Annotated in this window: 17 protein-coding genes; 8 read left to right on the top strand and 9 right to left on the bottom strand. The window is 46.3% G+C overall.

What is annotated here, in order from left to right:
• Window positions 1-120: 120 nt before the first annotated feature.
• The gene (locus tag ACLVWR_RS07245; protein WP_413583159.1) at window positions 121-366 is read left to right on the top strand and encodes an AbrB/MazE/SpoVT family DNA-binding domain-containing protein; all 246 of its coding nucleotides are present in this window, start codon (window positions 121-123) and stop codon (window positions 364-366) included.
• Here the strand turns inward: ACLVWR_RS07245 and ACLVWR_RS07240 are convergent, their stop codons facing one another.
• From ACLVWR_RS07240 to ACLVWR_RS07205, 8 genes are all read right to left on the bottom strand, one after another.
• A complete protein-coding gene (locus tag ACLVWR_RS07240; RefSeq protein ID WP_413583158.1) occupies window positions 367-900 on the bottom strand; it encodes a hypothetical protein in 534 nt (177 codons plus the stop codon). It abuts the gene before it with no gap.
• A gap of 177 nt (window positions 901-1,077) precedes the next feature.
• Complete coding sequence (locus ACLVWR_RS07235; RefSeq protein WP_413583157.1) at window positions 1,078-1,644, bottom strand: 2'-5' RNA ligase family protein; 567 nt, start codon at window positions 1,642-1,644, stop codon at window positions 1,078-1,080.
• 135 nt (window positions 1,645-1,779) lie between these two features.
• Window positions 1,780-2,340 (bottom strand): NifU family protein, encoded by a 561-nt coding sequence (locus tag ACLVWR_RS07230; protein WP_413583156.1) that lies wholly within the window; start codon window positions 2,338-2,340, stop codon window positions 1,780-1,782.
• Complete coding sequence (locus tag ACLVWR_RS07225) at window positions 2,337-3,566, bottom strand: aminotransferase class V-fold PLP-dependent enzyme (RefSeq protein WP_413583155.1); 1,230 nt, start codon at window positions 3,564-3,566, stop codon at window positions 2,337-2,339. Before ACLVWR_RS07225 ends, ACLVWR_RS07230 begins: the two co-directional genes overlap by 4 nt.
• Before the next feature lie 9 nt (window positions 3,567-3,575).
• A complete protein-coding gene (sufD, locus tag ACLVWR_RS07220; protein ID WP_413583154.1) occupies window positions 3,576-4,832 on the bottom strand; it encodes a Fe-S cluster assembly protein SufD in 1,257 nt (418 codons plus the stop codon).
• A 10-nt stretch (window positions 4,833-4,842) separates the two neighbouring features.
• Window positions 4,843-5,595 carry a Fe-S cluster assembly ATPase SufC gene (gene sufC, locus ACLVWR_RS07215; RefSeq protein WP_340598336.1) on the bottom strand — a complete coding sequence of 251 codons (753 nt, stop codon included), beginning with the start codon at window positions 5,593-5,595 and terminating at the stop codon, window positions 4,843-4,845.
• 1 nt (window position 5,596) lies between these two features.
• Window positions 5,597-7,045: a Fe-S cluster assembly protein SufB gene (gene sufB, locus ACLVWR_RS07210; RefSeq protein ID WP_413583153.1), complete on the bottom strand. Its 1,449-nt coding sequence runs from the start codon at window positions 7,043-7,045 to the stop codon at window positions 5,597-5,599.
• Window positions 7,038-7,490 carry an Rrf2 family transcriptional regulator gene (locus tag ACLVWR_RS07205; RefSeq protein WP_340598333.1) on the bottom strand — a complete coding sequence of 151 codons (453 nt, stop codon included), beginning with the start codon at window positions 7,488-7,490 and terminating at the stop codon, window positions 7,038-7,040. The genes sufB and ACLVWR_RS07205 overlap by 8 nt, the downstream gene beginning before the upstream one ends.
• Before the next feature lie 166 nt (window positions 7,491-7,656).
• On the opposite strand from ACLVWR_RS07205, the gene ACLVWR_RS07200 reads away from it, so the two are divergent.
• The 7 genes from ACLVWR_RS07200 to ACLVWR_RS07170 all read left to right on the top strand — a co-directional run bounded on the left by ACLVWR_RS07200 (window position 7,657) and on the right by ACLVWR_RS07170 (window position 14,949).
• Window positions 7,657-8,508 (top strand): hypothetical protein, encoded by an 852-nt coding sequence (locus ACLVWR_RS07200; protein ID WP_413583152.1) that lies wholly within the window; start codon window positions 7,657-7,659, stop codon window positions 8,506-8,508.
• 98 nt (window positions 8,509-8,606) lie between these two features.
• Window positions 8,607-9,344 carry a protein TolQ gene (gene tolQ, locus ACLVWR_RS07195; protein ID WP_340598331.1) on the top strand — a complete coding sequence of 246 codons (738 nt, stop codon included), beginning with the start codon at window positions 8,607-8,609 and terminating at the stop codon, window positions 9,342-9,344.
• Window positions 9,345-9,347: 3 nt separating this feature from the next.
• Window positions 9,348-9,767 carry an ExbD/TolR family protein gene (locus tag ACLVWR_RS07190; RefSeq protein ID WP_340598330.1) on the top strand — a complete coding sequence of 140 codons (420 nt, stop codon included), beginning with the start codon at window positions 9,348-9,350 and terminating at the stop codon, window positions 9,765-9,767.
• The gene (locus tag ACLVWR_RS07185) at window positions 9,764-10,579 is read left to right on the top strand and encodes a TonB family protein (protein ID WP_413583151.1); all 816 of its coding nucleotides are present in this window, start codon (window positions 9,764-9,766) and stop codon (window positions 10,577-10,579) included. Before ACLVWR_RS07190 ends, ACLVWR_RS07185 begins: the two co-directional genes overlap by 4 nt.
• 11 nt (window positions 10,580-10,590) lie before the next feature.
• The gene (locus ACLVWR_RS07180) at window positions 10,591-11,982 is read left to right on the top strand and encodes a translocation protein TolB (RefSeq protein WP_413583150.1); all 1,392 of its coding nucleotides are present in this window, start codon (window positions 10,591-10,593) and stop codon (window positions 11,980-11,982) included.
• Window positions 11,975-14,278 (top strand): glutamine-synthetase adenylyltransferase, encoded by a 2,304-nt coding sequence (locus tag ACLVWR_RS07175; protein WP_413583149.1) that lies wholly within the window; start codon window positions 11,975-11,977, stop codon window positions 14,276-14,278. Before ACLVWR_RS07180 ends, ACLVWR_RS07175 begins: the two co-directional genes overlap by 8 nt.
• Before the next feature lie 32 nt (window positions 14,279-14,310).
• On the top strand, window positions 14,311-14,949 hold the full coding sequence (locus tag ACLVWR_RS07170) for a peptidylprolyl isomerase (protein WP_413583148.1): 639 nt from the start codon (window positions 14,311-14,313) through the stop codon (window positions 14,947-14,949).
• Between the two features lie 64 nt (window positions 14,950-15,013).
• On the opposite strand, the gene ACLVWR_RS07165 is transcribed toward ACLVWR_RS07170, so the two are convergent.
• Window positions 15,014-15,655, bottom strand: coding sequence for a hypothetical protein (locus ACLVWR_RS07165; RefSeq protein ID WP_413583147.1), 642 nt, complete (start codon window positions 15,653-15,655; stop codon window positions 15,014-15,016).
• Between the last annotated feature and the right edge of the window lie 62 nt (window positions 15,656-15,717).

Raw genomic sequence — 15,717 nt, 5'->3', positions numbered from 1 at the left:
AAAAACTGGCTCAAAGAAGGGTTTGCATCCGTTTGCGATGGACACTGTTCGACAAGCTATTTTCACCGCTTTATTCTGGTAGCAGCAGCGATTTAGAACGTTAATTGTTGGAGCACCCGCATGAGCAGATCATCCGCAACTTCCAAGGCCTCAAGAAAGAATCAAACCACTATTCCGCAACGTGTGCGCAAGGCACTGGGCATTGCGAAGGGTGACACCATTCTTTGGACTATTGAGGGTAACGAGGTCTCCATTAAGATCATCAATCGCGTGAATGTGGATTGGAATAAGACCTCGGAAATGTCTCTGCTGGAGTGGGCTCCAGCAGAAGAAGAAACAAAGACTCAAGAAGAGATCGCACTCTAATTATCGCTTAGCCACTTTCGCAGATCGGCCGGCCGCGTGCGCTGGCTGACGTTTCATCGGCTTTTTCGCAGCCACTACAGCTTTAGCCTTTGCCTGCTTCACTGCTTTTGTCGGCACCGCTACTTTTTTAGCTACCGGAGCACTCGCAATCTGGCGAGCTGGTTGTGCTGCTGGCTTAGCAACCTCAGCAACAGGACCCGCTTGAGACAGCAAATAAGCTGCAGCCATGCGTTCTTCAGCTTTCAGCGACTTAGCCGCTTTCGACTTCAATAATTTGATATCTGATTGAGACAGTCTTTTCACTTGAGAGCGAAGTTGCTCTTCATACTGTTTGGTACGGCCCTTTTTCATGGCCATAGTGGTTAACTCTTGCTCAATTAAAACAGTCGCAAGACTGAAGCCGCTTCCATCATCGACAATTTGAATGTCTTTTGGAGCCGGTGGACGGTCCTTACTCACCTCAGCGAAGATGACCGTGCCTAATACGAAACTAAATACGACTGAAAATACAATGTGATTATGATAACGAGACATATGCGATCCCCCACTATGGCTCCTTACAACACTTGTGCCGCCCGAAAACCAATTGCTTGATTCTCGCAAAGAACTTCTGTCCAGACACTTTACATGCGCTGTCTAGAAAATCACTTTATCAGAATTTTCCCTCTGAAAAACCGCTGTGAAACGCGTTTCTATTTTGAGACGTTCCGGCTAAGTCCGTACTTTCAAAACAAATTGTCGATATTCCCTGAAGACAAAATCCTCGTCAGGAATAATCCAGGCAACCGATGAGAATGGAACACTCCACGGGCGGAACTTCGAGTTCAAAGTGGAATTGATTAATTGGACCTCATCAGGTTCACGCCCGGCCTCTGAAATGGTCATATGGGGAATAAATCCTTTGGTCAGAGGCAAATCAGTTCTGAATAAACCGGTTTCGTGAAGAGATTCCCTTAGTGCAAGGACTGGGTCTTTAGGACTGATATCTAACCACAGCAATCTTTTATTCGGAGAAGTTACAGCTGGCCCAACCTCGATATCGAATTGATCTGTGACAAAAGCAATTCTTTCGATACTTTCAATGTCTTCTTTGGACGGAGCCTTCGCAAATGGCTGAGTTAGAGTTACATGCGCCATTGAAGTCTTAGCAGAAACGGGATCGTACTCATTTCGAAGGTTATCGACGGTCTGCCGCAGATCGCCTGTGGGAACAAACGCCAACGCACCAAATCTATAGTCCTTCATCCAGATTTTCCAAAGATCACCAGAAGCGTACATACTCACCTCCACTACTTAGTTGTAATGCGGCGAAAATACTTTGTACAGAGAACAAACAGACTTAAATATGCAAGACGATGAGCGCAGCGCAAAACCGATCGGTTCTGCACTGCTTCCGCAAGTAGGACCTGGCACCTAAAGAGGGATGACTTCGATAGTTGGGTTGAATTGGTCGCGGAGGATGCCTTCGATGGCCATCAGGGTGCCGCTGGTTGCGCTTGGGCAAGTTCCGCAGGCACCTTGGTAGAATACGTAGAGTTTGTTTTCTTCGTATTTTACTACATCCAAGTCGCCGCCGTCGCCTTGTAGGCCTGGGCGTACGGTTTCATCCAAGATCTCTTCGATACGTTGAACTTCTGGTGGAAGTCCCGCGCGTTTCATTTTCTTTTCGTCGGCTTGGGTTTGATTTGGATTGTGCACTGGCATGCGCGTTTGAATAACGGCGCAGGCGTTTTTTTGAATCTCTTCCGGATCAGAATCAAAACTGTGAGTGATCGTGATCACGTTTTGGAATAGATGCACCTGGCGCACGCCTTCCACTTGGAACAGGCTTGAAGCCAAGGGGCTTTGCTCCGCTTCCTGAATGGTAGTGTAGGTTGCCTTGCCGTCGGTCAATACCGGGCGGTCCAAAACGAATTTCCATGCGTTTGGATTTGGTGTTGCTTGAATTCTGATTAATACATCTTGCGTACTCATAACAATAACTCCCGGGCCTTCACCACGGCTTTAACTAAAGCATCAACGTCTTCACGACTATTATACACTGAAAAAGAGGCGCGCACTGTCCCCGGAACCCCAAGTCTTGCCATAAGTGGCTGAGTGCAGTGGTGACCGGCTCGAACTGCTACACCTTCCTGATCCAAAATCTGCCCTACATCCGAGTGATGAGCACCTTTCAGATTAAAGGAAACCAAAGGACCTTTGTCTTTTGACGTTCCATAGATTTTTAAGTCCGGAACTTCCAAAAGCTTGTCCGTTGCATATTTTAACAAATCCATTTCATAGGCATGGATCTTATCGAAACCAATTTTTTCAACAAACTCAATAGCTGCCGCCGTACCGATCGCACCTTCAATGTGCGGAGTACCCGCTTCAAAGCGTGTAGGCACATCGTTGTACGTGGTTTTTTCGATTGTCACTTTTGAAATCATAGAACCGCCACCCTGATACGGAGGCAAGGTTTCCAAAATTTCCTTTTTGCCGTAAAGGGCACCAAAGCCAAACGGACCAAAAAGTTTGTGAGCCGAGAATACAAAGAAATCCACATCCCAGGCTTTCACATCGACTTTTTGCTGTGACACGATTTGTGCACCATCAACAAAAACCTTCGCCCCCACAGCGTGAGCAAGCTTAGTCAAGCCAACCACATCTGTGTTGGTTCCCAGCACATTTGAACTTGCTGTGAATGCGACCATTTTGGTTTTGCTGTTTAATTTCTTTTTGAAATCCTCGACATCCAGGTCACCGTTTTCCAGAATATCAACCGCGACAACTTTGGCGCCGACTTTTTCGGCGACCATTTGCCAAGGTACGATATTCGCGTGGTGTTCCATGATGGTGATCAAAATTTCATCGCCCGCCTTAAGGTTGTTAAGACCCCAAGTATTTGCCACGAAATTCACACCTTCAGTAGTACCTCGGACAAAGACGATCTCTTCAACTTGCCCGGCCCCAAGGAAACTTGCAATTTTATGGCGAGCCCCTTCGAAACCCTGAGTCGCAATGTCCGCCAGATAGTGGGCACCGCGATGAACATTTGAAGATTCATACAGATAGAAATGCGCAATACGATCAATCACTGATTTTGGCTTCAGTGTGGTCGCGCCACTATCCAGATAAAACAGCTTTTTGCCGTGGACCTTCTGGGTCAACGCGGGAAATTCATTTCGAATCTCTGCAAAAAGCTCGTTCAAGTTGCTCATTTTACCTTCTTAGTTCAGATGCAAGCGTGCAAACGCTTCATCCAAATGTTTAGTTAACCATTTTTGAATACGCTCGTCTGAAACTTTATACAAAACTTCAGACAAATAACCGTAACTCAACATCGCAATCGCTTTATCTTTTGGAATCGCACGCGATAACAAATAGAAAAGCTCTTCCTTGTTCAACTGACCAACGGTCGAACCGTGACCCGCTTTAACGTCATCGGCATGCACTTCAATCGAAGGCTTGCTGTCAGCCTCAGCTTTGTTACTTAAAAGAAGATTGTTGTTCAATTGCGAGGAATCCGCCTTCTGGGCATCTTTGCGAATCAGGATCTTACCGCAGAATGCAGAACGACCTGAACCATCCAAGATACCTTTGTACAACTGGTGAGTCGCACACTCCCCGACAGCGTGATCAATCATCGTGGTGTTATCCACGTGCTGAGTCCCTTGAACCGCATAGATTCCCAAAACCTGAGACGTGGAACCTTTTTCTTTCAGAACCAGATCATAGTTATGACGGGACAACTGCGCGCCGGTAGAAAAAGCCAGGCTTTCCAAGTTCGCATGCTTACCCAGGCTGATGCGCGTGCGACCAATGTTCACCGCATTCAAGCTGTCAGCCTGAACACGCACGTAAATCACATTGGCACTGTCGCCCACCTGCAAATCAAATACTGAATTGGCAAAGTAAGAGTCACCACTCACACCGCAGTGACTTTCCAGTACTCGCAAAGAAGATCTTGCGCCCACTTCCAAGCGAATGCGGGGACTGGTCATCACGGCTGCGCCTGCTTCATTGGATGAGAAAAAGACGAAGTTCACAGGTTTATCCACAGAAGTGTCTTTATTCAAATGCACGAAGTACGGTGTCTCAGCGTATGCACCATTAAGTGCATCGAAAGTATCATCAAATTGTTCTGAGTATTCAGACTGCTCACGAATATTCAAACCCGCCGGCAAATCTGACGACAAAGTCTTATTGAATACCCCATTAAAGAACACCAGATTGGTGAACTCTGGATTCATGGCTTTTTGAATAGCCACCATCGTGTCATGACTTGGATTTACTGCATTCAAAGCGCTTGGTAAAAAGCTGTTGTCAGCCAAAACCTTAACGCTGGTGTAGTGCCACTCTTCATCCTTGCGGGTTGGAAGACCCTTTTTCAAGGCATAGTCATAGCCAGCCTGACGGAAAGAAGCTTGTGCGCCTTTCGCCGGATGTGCCTGACTGAATTTTTCGTAAGTCGAAAGTAAATTCATTGCCCTGTCCTTAGTTGATCAACCAATCGTAACCTTTTTCCTCAAGCTTCAACGCCAGGGAAGAGTCACCCGTTTCTACAATTTTTCCACCAAGAAGTACGTGAACATAATCAGGCTTGATGTAATCCAAAAGACGCTGATAGTGAGTCACCAGGATAATCGCGTTGTCTTTACGACGAAGTTTATTAACACCATCTGAAACCACGCGAAGGGCGTCGATATCAAGGCCTGAATCTGTTTCATCCAGAAGTGCCAGGCGCGGAGACAAAACCGCCATTTGCAGGATTTCATTTTTCTTTTTCTCACCACCAGAGAAACCTGTGTTCACTGGGCGATCCAGGTATTCAGGTTTCATGGAAACGAGTTTCAATTTTTGCACCAGGAATTCACGGAACTCGCCTTCAGGCATTGGCTCGGAACCTTGGTGTTGCAATACAGAGTTAAAAGCTGTGTGCAGGAATGTGAAGTTGGAAACACCCGGAACTTCGATCGGGTATTGGAACGCCAGGAAGATACCTTCTTTAGCTCTTTCATCCGGAGCCAGCTCCAAAAGATTTTGCATCATGAAGTTGATTTCGTATTTTACTTCACCACCGGTTACTTCGTATGCCGGGTGACCCGCCAAAACCTTGGACAAAGTCGATTTACCGGAACCGTTTGGTCCCATGATCGCGTGCACTTCGCCCGCTTTCACAGTCAGGTTCAGGCCTTTTAGGATTTCTTTTTCTTCAACACGTGCATGTAAATTCTTAATTTCCAACATATTAACCTACTGAATTTTCCAATTTCATTTCAATCAACTTCACGGCTTCAACTGCAAATTCCAAAGGAAGTTCTTTAAATACTTCCTTACAGAAACCATTCACCAGCATTGAAATTGTCTTTTCCATATCCATACCGCGGGATTGCAAATAAAAGATCTGATCTTCACTGATTCGTGAAGTCGTCGCTTCATGTTCAATCGTCGCAGTTTTATTTTTTACTTCAATATAAGGGAACGTGCTTGCTGAGCACTTATCACCCACCAGCATCGAGTCGCACTGAGAATAGTTACGCGCGTTTTCAGCCGATGGCATGATTTTCACCTGACCACGATAAGCGTTTGAAGACTTATCAGTCGAAATACCCTTGGAGATAATAGTCGACTTAGTGTTCTTACCAATGTGGATCATCTTCGTTCCCGTATCGGCTTGCATCAGATCGTGGGTCAATGCCACAGAATAGAAGGCGCCTTCAGATCCATCCCCTTGCAAGATGCAAGATGGATATTTCCAAGTGATCGCAGAACCGGATTCCACTTGTGTCCAAGAGATTTTAGAGTTCTTGCCGGCAGCTTTACCACGTTTGGTAACGAAGTTGTAAATGCCGCCTTTTCCTTCTTTATCACCCGTGTACCAGTTTTGAACTGTGGAGTACTTGATCTCTGCATTGTCCAAAGCAACCAATTCAACCACAGCTGCGTGAAGTTGGTTTTCATCACGTTGAGGAGCTGTACAGCCCTCAAGGTAATTCACGTAACCGCCCTCATCACAAACAAGCAGAGTTCTTTCGAACTGACCTGTGTCCTTGGCGTTAATACGGAAGTAAGTGGAAAGATCAATCGGGCAACGAACACCCTTAGGGATGTAACAGAATGAACCGTCCGTGAAGACCGCTGCATTCAGTGCCGCATAGAAGTTGTCAGTGTATGGAACGACAGAGCCCAGATATTTTTTAACAAGTTCCGGATGTTTCGCCACTGCTTCAGAAATGGAACAGAAGATCACTCCTGCTTCTTCCAAAACCTCATTGTGAGTTGTGCCCACAGAGACCGAGTCAAAGACCACGTCCACCGCAATACCGGAGATGCGTTTTTGTTCAGATAAAGGGATACCAAGCTTTTCAAAAGTTTTGATCAATTCAGGATCAAGATCATCCATGGATTTTGGCTTATCCGCGTCTGTTTTTTTCTTAGGCGCTGAATAATAACGAATCGCCTGGAAATCGATCGCTGGATAAGAAACATGGGCCCATGTTGGCTCAGTCAAAGTCAGCCAGTGGCGGTAAGCTTTCAAACGGTAATCCAGCATCCACTCTGGCTCATTCTTTTTACCAGAGATCAGCTTGATAATTTCCTCGGTCAAACCCAATGGGGCTTGATCCATTTCAATATCCGTGGTGAAACCGTATTTGTATTCGTACGAATCAAGAGGGTTGTTCTTGTTGTTATCCATGAATCACCGTCTCAGAAGATTTTTTCGACATCGCAGTTCTTTCAACTAAAAGATCTTTCAAACTGACGGATTTATAAAAGTCAGTGAGCTTATTATTCAAAGTCGTAATTGGGGAAACAATGTTGCAAGTCCCTTGAATTTCACAAGGCGCTTCTTTGTGCAGGCACTTCACCAGAGCTGTGGGACCTTCGATCACTTCCACCAAATCATGGATGGAAACTTTTGCGAGGTCTTTGGTGATTTGATAACCACCGTTGGCACCGTACTCAGCGCGAAGAAATCCGCCTTTTTGTGCCATCTGTTGCATCACGCGAGCAGTTGCATCAAAAGGAGTATTAAAGGCATCTGACACTTCTTTTGCAGAAGTCAGCTCCCCTGGAATTTTCTGGCTCATGTACTTCAAAGCCATCAATGCGTATTCTAATTTCCGATTGATCTTATTCATGTCTACACCCGACTATTACGATCCAGTTATCTAATAGAAAGCCAATTGAAAAACAAGATGAAATACGCCTAATTTTAGCGTATTTAAGATCGTGACAGGAATCTTTCAGCTAGTTTGGAAAAAAGGTGCTGATTTCGACATCTTAGGGTGCTATACCAACGGCCATATGCGAGTACTGTTAGCAACAATTGCCTCCTTAGCTTTGGTTGGTTTTATTATCCTGATGACCCGTATTTGGGGCATGGGGCAGACCTTCCAGGAATACAAATCCCCTTTTTTTGATGGTCAAACTCCGTATGTGTCCGTAAAGACTCATACTTTGGCCAAAATGGCGGAGGCCGTTGATGCTCGCCCTGACGTTATTATCTGGGCCGATGTGCGCGTTTCCAAAGATCGCGTTCCATTTATCCTGCCACCTCAACGTGACATTGAATTCCTGAATGCAAAGTTGGCGGAGCAGGAAGCGAACCCCACTGTTAAGATCATGCAGGGGAATAAAATCTCAGATTACTCCTGGGAGCAGATCAATGAGTTCTACAAAAGCACCCCGGCGCTTAAGGAACTCTACGAAAAATTCCCCAAAACACGCTTCATTCTGAACGTTGTTGATAACGTGGCGGAAGTGGATGCCATCGTCTCCGAGGCGTTGCAGGGATTGAATTCCGAGCATCGCACTCTTGCCCAAAGTGACACGAATCTGATTCTTTCAGCGATCAAAAGCCTGCAGCCGACCTGGTTGTACGGAACGGGTCGCCCGGATTTAATGCGCCTGATGAGCTTTGATGCCTTGTGGGTTTTGCCATCCACACAATTCAAAGGTGACGTCTTTGTGGCTCCATTTAAAATATTGGGTCGCCCAGCGTTCAATGACAATGTGATCGCAGAAATGCGTCGCCGTCACAAAAAGATCTTCCTGATCGTTGAAAACGAGGAAGAGTTCAAACGCGCAAAAGCCTACAATGCTGATGGATATATCAGCACAGATATCACTCAAATCACCAGCTGGCTTGCACAGTAAGAATCAAGATCAATCACGACGATGGTCCTGCGCCATAGGGACATCGCGGGTTGATCTCAGGACCTTTTGGGCATAAGGTTGAACATGGAGGTCCATCTATGTTTCCACTTTTTGTTCAGGTCGCTGAGGCCGCACCTTCTGTTTCGGTTAATACGAGCTCATGGGATGCAATTGCACAGGCCAGTCCTGTTGTACAATTAACACTTCTTATCCTTATCGTTTTGTCGGTTTTTTGCTGGGCTATTGGTTATACCAAATTTCAAGCTTTCAAAAAAATGCGCACAGCTGATGATCTTTTCCTGAACAAATTCTGGAAAGTTAATTCATTGGATTCTTTGTATGAGGATATCGATCAATATAAAGACTCATCGGTAGCACGCGTATTCAAGGCGGCTTACCTTGAAATGAAAAAGATCTCCGAATCCCCGCTTTTGGCTCGCACTGAAAATGACAAACCAATTCTATCGGGAATCGACAATCTTGAGCGTATCATTAATAAAGCGAACGAGAACGAAGTCTCCAAACTTGAATCACGTCTGACTGTGTTGGCAACGACGGGCAGTACGGGTCCTTTCATCGGCTTGTTCGGTACGGTTTGGGGGATCATGCAGTCCTTCCATAAAATCGGTCAAACCGGTTCTGCAAGTTTGGCAGTTGTCGCTCCTGGTATCTCTGAGGCTTTGATTGCAACGGCCATCGGTCTGGCAGCAGCGATCCCTGCGGTTGTTTTGTACAACGGCTTTATTTCCCGCATTCGCAAACAAGAAATTACTTTGAACAACTTTGGCGCAGACTTCCTGAACATTGTTAAACGCAACTTCTTTCAAGGAAACTAAGTCATGGGAATGGGTGGCGGCGGCGGCAAAAAAAGCCGCGCGACATTAAGTGAAATCAACGTGACGCCTTTGGTGGACGTCATGCTTGTTCTTCTGATCATGTTCATGGTGACAACTCCCCTGATGCAACAAGGGATCGACGTCGACTTGCCAAAGACTTCGTCTTCCGGGGTTGAAATGAACGAAGAACCCTTCGTTCTGGTTATTGCCGCTGATCAAAAGATGACCATTGCTAAAACACGTATTCAGATGGACGAGCTTAAACCGAAGCTCAAGGCAATCTTTGAACATAAAAAGAACAAACAAGTATTCATCCAAGCAGATCGCAAAGTGGATTACGGCTTCGTCGCGGAAGCCATGGCGGAAGTTCGCGCTGCTGGGATCTTTAACATCGGACTGGTTACGTTACCTAAAGACAAGTGAACGAAGTTAATACAGAAAAACCTCAGACTGATTCACTAAACCGCGGCCTGGCGATCTCCTTTGGTCTGCACGTGGCATTGTTGGTTTTCTTTATCGTAAAGGCGACATTCTTTACGCCAGAGGCTATTGATTTTACTCAAGCCGTTCGCGTCGATATGGTGGGGCTTCCTGACAAGCTGGATCCAAATAATCTGCCACCAAAACCAGAAGCCAAAGAAAATCCAAAACCCGCTCCAAAGCCGGAACCGGTTGTGGAAAAACCTGCGGAAAAAACGCCTGAGCCTGTAAAACCGGAAGTCAAACTTCCAACCAAGCAGGCGAAAAAAGATGATGGAATTAACATCGAGAAAGTTAAATCCAAACAAAGCGATGCTTTGGATAAACTTAAGGCCATGGCTGCCATCGAAAAACTAAAAGAAGAAGCCAAGAAGCCGGCACCGGTTTCTGGCTCTGGTAAATCCACAGCGGATGCAGCACCGATCAAAGGCAATCAAGTTTCACCAGGAACAGCTTTGACCGGACTTTCTAAATTGCAGCATGACACTTATGGATCCGATTTGGATCGCCATATTAAACAACACTGGGCATTGCCGGAATGGCTGGCGAAGCGCGACCTAAAAGCACAAGCCCGTGTGTTTATTGATTCCCGTGGAAATATCTTAGATCGCAAAATTGTTAAATCGAGTGGAAATCCAGAGTATGATGAACAGGTTCTGGCGACATTGGATCGCTCAGCACCTTTTCCAGCCCCGCCTGAGAAATTTCAATCACTTGTCAGCGTGGACGGGATTCTAATCGGCTTCCCAGAGTAAGGAGAGACTTTATGATCCGACTACTATGTGCAGTTCTTGCTATAATTGCTTTTTCCCAAGCAAGCATGGCTCAGGAAAACAACAGCGGCATTTACATCAAACTGGGTGAAGCACGCACCAAGAAAAGTCTTATGGCTTTCCCGGCGCTGCAATACTTCGGCACTCCGGCAACGGCTTCTCGCTATCACGCCACGGGGGCCGAAATCTATAATGTCGTAAATAACGACCTGGCCGTTTCATCTTATTTTCAATTTATCGATTCAAAAGCCTTCCTTGAGGATCCAAGCAAAGTCGGCTTGACGCCCGCTCCGGGAAATCCAGCAGGATTCAAGTTCCAAAGCTGGTCCGCAATTGGTGCCGACTTCCTGATTCGCGCAGGGTTCTCGATTGCTGGTAACGAAGTCACTTTGGAAACTTACCTTTACTCTGTCAGCAAAGCTTCATTGATTGCAGGCAAAAAGTATAAGGGACCGGTTTCAAGCGCTCGCCGCATCGGTCACACGTTTGCCAACGATGTGCTGAAAGCTTTGACTGGAACAGATGGAATGTTCCTGTCACGCATGGTGGTGACTTCTGACCGCGCTGGCGGCCAGGCCCGCGAAGTTTATTTGATGGATTGGGATAGTGCGAACTCCATGCAGATTTCAAAACACTCCAGTGTTGCGATCTCTCCGGCGTGGTCTCCTGATGGAACGAAAGTCGCTTATACTTCCTATGTTAAACGTGTTGGCTCCAAATTCAGAAATGCCGACATGTTGTTATTGGATTTGAAATCGGGCAAGCGCTCTTTGATTTCCTACCGCCAAGGGATCAACTCCGGTGCGTCTTTCTCTCCGGATGGAAAAACAATCTTCCTGACGATCTCTCAAGGCACAAGCCCTGACGTATATAAAATGACTTACGACGGTACTTTGCAAGGCAAGATCACAAATGGCCCAGCGGGTGCGATGAATGTTGAACCAACTGTGTGCCCAGGTGATGCCAATAAGGTTGCTTTCTCTTCTGACCGCGCCGGAAAACCGATGATCTACACCATGGATGCCAACGGTGGAAATGTAAAACGCCTGACATTCGCGGGAGTTTTCAACTCCTCTCCATCCTGGTCTCCTGATTGCAAAAAGATCGCGTTCGCGGGTCAAAGCGACAGCAACTTTGATATTTTCGTGATGAACGCTGACGGTTCCGACATGATTCGACTGACTTCAGCGAAAAAACCAAATGGGAAAATGGCTTCCAACGAAGATCCTTCATTCTCCCCTGATGGTCGATTTGTCATGTACTCCAGCAATCGCACTGGTAAGAGTCAGATCTATATTTCCACTGTTGATGGCAGCGAAGAACGTCGTGTAACGAATGACAACTACAACTACTTCAAGCCGAAGTGGTCTGTAAACCTTGAGTAATTCTGCAACAGAAGCTTCTCTAAGAACAAAACGCAACGGGATCTGGTCCCGTTGCGCAAGTCTTGCCAAAACGGATTCTGAAGATCCACTGAAAATCTGCCATGACTGGAGCCTCGCTGCCGACACCTTGTTGACGGAAGCCTTCCATATCAGCTTTCCCGAGAACGATGTTGCTTTATTTGCACTGGGAAAACTGGGATCCAGTGAACTTAATTTAAGTTCAGACGTCGATCTGTTGATAGTTTCCAATCAAGACGACGAAAAAAATCTAAAACAACTTCGTCATTTTCAAAAGCTGCTTGCTGAACGCACCGCTGATGGATTCGTTTTCCGTGTGGATTTCGATCTGCGCCCCGGTGGACGTCACGGCCCCCTTATCCCCACGGTTGAGCACTTTCGCGATTACTATGGAAACTATGGTGAGACCTGGGAGCGATTGGCCTTTGTTCGCCTGCGCGCAATTTGTGGACATGCCGGAATCATCTCGGATGTGACTGCGTTTGCCAAAAAGTTCTCATTTCGCAAACATTTGGATTTTACGCTACTGGATGATTTGAAGCATCTGCGCGGGAAGATTCAGAATCACTATCATACTTCAACCACCGTCGATGCCATCGATCTAAAGATGGGTGTTGGCGGAATCCGCGATCTGGAACTTTTCACCCACGCTCTACTTGTCGTTCATGGTGGTAAAGACCCCTCATTGCAAATACGCGGAACGGTGGAGGCTATTCAAGCCCTGTCTGCCAAATCCCTGCTGCCTGCCAGTGAGGCGCATTTTCTGAAATCTCATTATGCAAATTTGCGCCGCCTGGAAAACTATGTTCAGGCTCTTAATGACGAACAGACTCATCTCTTGAAAATCAATGACCCTCATCCTGAATTTGTCAGCAAGGCACTGAAGACTCTTGATGAGGAAATGAAGCATTGTGATCAAATTGTAAAAACACTTCTAGGGGAGGCACCTAAGGCCATCTCTTTGGAAAATGAATTAAGCAGCCTGGGATTGCCTGAATCCGACATACAGGAACTGTGGTCAGAGATTATCGAGCAGGAAGTTTTGTCCCGCAATAAGGGACGGGACGAGAACGCTCGCAAAGCCTTTTTGCAGGACTTTATACAAACCTTGAAAGCTCAAGGTGGTGACAGTCATCTTGCTCTGGCTTTCCTGAAAGACTTTATTCGCAGCACTCGCGCCAAGGCGAGTTTCTTCACGTTGCTTCTTCGCGAAAAAGATCTGATGAATAAGCTTGCCTGGCTTTTTGCGCACTCCCCTTACCTTTCACGTATTCTGTGCAGTCGACCTGAACTGCTGGATTCTTTTGTGTTTCGTGCGCAAAGCGATTTTTCCGAAGACATGGACGTTCTGCTTGAGGAACTTGCGGAAAAGAAACTTCTTTCGGAGCTGGTGAATGGAAGTCAGTTTCTGGAGCAAAAGGATCTCAGTGAACTGCTTCAGAATTTAACATTCACGGCAGACACCATTGCATCGACTTTGATGAAAGCTCTTAAAAAAGACTTCCCCTGCGCTGTGCAGATTCTTGCATTGGGCAAATGGGGCGGCCAGGAGCTTGGCTTCAAATCGGATTTGGATTTTATTTTTGTTATCACCGGTGAACCTTCAGATAACGACCACAAACTGGCAAAACGATTTATCTCACGCATGACAGAGCCTCATCGCGGTGGAAATATTTATTCCATCGATATGCGTCTGCGCCCCTCGGGCAAAGCCGGTCCGATAGTGATTCCCCTTCAGGATTTGCAAAACTATCTTGCCCAGGATGCTGAGCCTTGGGAGCGCCAGGCCTACTTAAAGTCCCGCTGGATTGATTTCGATGGTGCAGAACTAACATCGAACTTTATTGCTCGAGGACTTACATCCGAACAACTTACGGAATTGAATCGAATCCGCCAGGAACTCATCAGTAAAACTGATGATGTCGATTTGAAATTCAGTGAGGGCGGAATGGTCGACGTGGAACTCGCAATTCAAACTGTTTTGTTGTGCGAAAAGATGTCTCCACCTCGTACGTCTACTGAGGGGTTTTTGACTCTAAAACAGGCAAACTCCTCGAGTCTTCTCACCAACTACAGCTATTTGCGTCAAACCGAGCAGATGTTGCAACTGATAGCGTCAGAGTCGACCTCTGAGGTGTCGTTAAAAGACGAGTCCTTTCACAATCTTGCTGTGGCGTTTAATACTTCGCCTTCAAAGCTTCTTGAAGAGATCTCAAAGAGAGTTTCTGACAACGTAGCTATCCTGAAGGAACTTGACCCTCGTCGGCGCCCTCACTAATAGTTGTTCTATAACTAATCAGGAGTATTTAGATGTCGAAGAATATCGATATTAAAAAGGTATTTTGGATTTACCTTTTCGCGTTCTTGCTAGCCGCTTTCAGTTTCCGTGCGGAAGCAAAACCAGCCACAAAAGAAACTGCTACAAAAAAGGATAAACAGATGTTTGCAATTTTCGAAACTAACAAAGGTACTTTCAAAGTTAAGCTTCTTGCTGATAAAGCTCCGAAGACTGTTGAAAACTTCGTGGGTCTTGCAGAAGGCACTAAAGAATGGACTGATCCTAAAACTGGCGAAAAAGTTAAAAAACCATTCTACGATGGTTTGACTTTCCACCGCGTGATCAAAGATTTCATGATTCAAGGTGGTTGCCCACTTGGTACAGGAACTGGTGGCCCAGGCTACCGTTTCGACGATGAATTCCCAGCTGGTCAACAAAAGCACTCCAAGCCTGGTATTCTTTCCATGGCAAACGCGGGTCCTAACACAAACGGTTCACAGTTCTTCGTAACTACTGTTCCAACTCCTTGGTTGGATGGTCGTCACGCAGTATTCGGTGAAGTTGTTGAAGGCATGGACGTAGTTCACTCTATCGAAAACTCAAAAACTGGCGCGATGGATCGTCCATCTGAACCGGTTATCATGAAGCACGTTAAAATCGTTAAAGAATAGTTCTCTACTTTAAAGATTAAAATAAAAAACCCGCTCTCGAAAGAAGCGGGTTTTTTTATGTCTATTATCTGGTGCCGCTGACAGCATCTCCGTACCAAGTCACAGAACTCGATCCGCCTCCATTGCCACCGCCATTTCCGCCACCGCCTCTGCCGCCATTGTGATTTCCACCCGGCTGTTGGCGACCGGCTTGGCGACGACGATTGTCAGGACGCTCTTCACGGCGTTCCTCGCGAGGTCGATCAAATCTTGGTCCACGATCCGGTCTGTCACGGCGTGCATGCTGAATATCCGCTTCTTCTCTGCGAAACCATGAACCATCTGAAGCACGACACACGTATCCGCGCGTGATCATCGGAGTATCAGATCTGTGATTCCAAACTTCGCTGCGGTAAATTCTGCAATAGTAACCATCGAAGTATCCTTCTCCGGTAAAAATCAGCCTGCCTCGGTGTTCGTTACCACTCCACGAATAAGGAGTTTCCCTATAATCACGGCGCAATGCCTGATCCCAAACATGTTGGGATTGCCTATTGTCATCATCATCGAAATCCTGCGCGATTGTTGCGCCAATCAAACCACCTATTATCGCACCACCTATGGTGGCGGCGACCACGTTGCCTCGATCCGCATTGGCGGTTTGAGTTTGAATTATAATAGTTATACATACGGCTGACAGGGTAAGCTTCTTTAGAACTTGTTTCATTTGAACCTCTCGTTTTGATTTTTCAATAAAACAAGGAGCAAGCTTAAAGCCAAAAAAGCCCG

The organism is Bdellovibrio sp. HCB288 (genome assembly GCF_047305935.1).
Lineage (GTDB): Bacteria > Bdellovibrionota > Bdellovibrionia > Bdellovibrionales > Bdellovibrionaceae > Bdellovibrio.
This window is presented reverse-complemented; position numbering and strand designations above follow the sequence as displayed.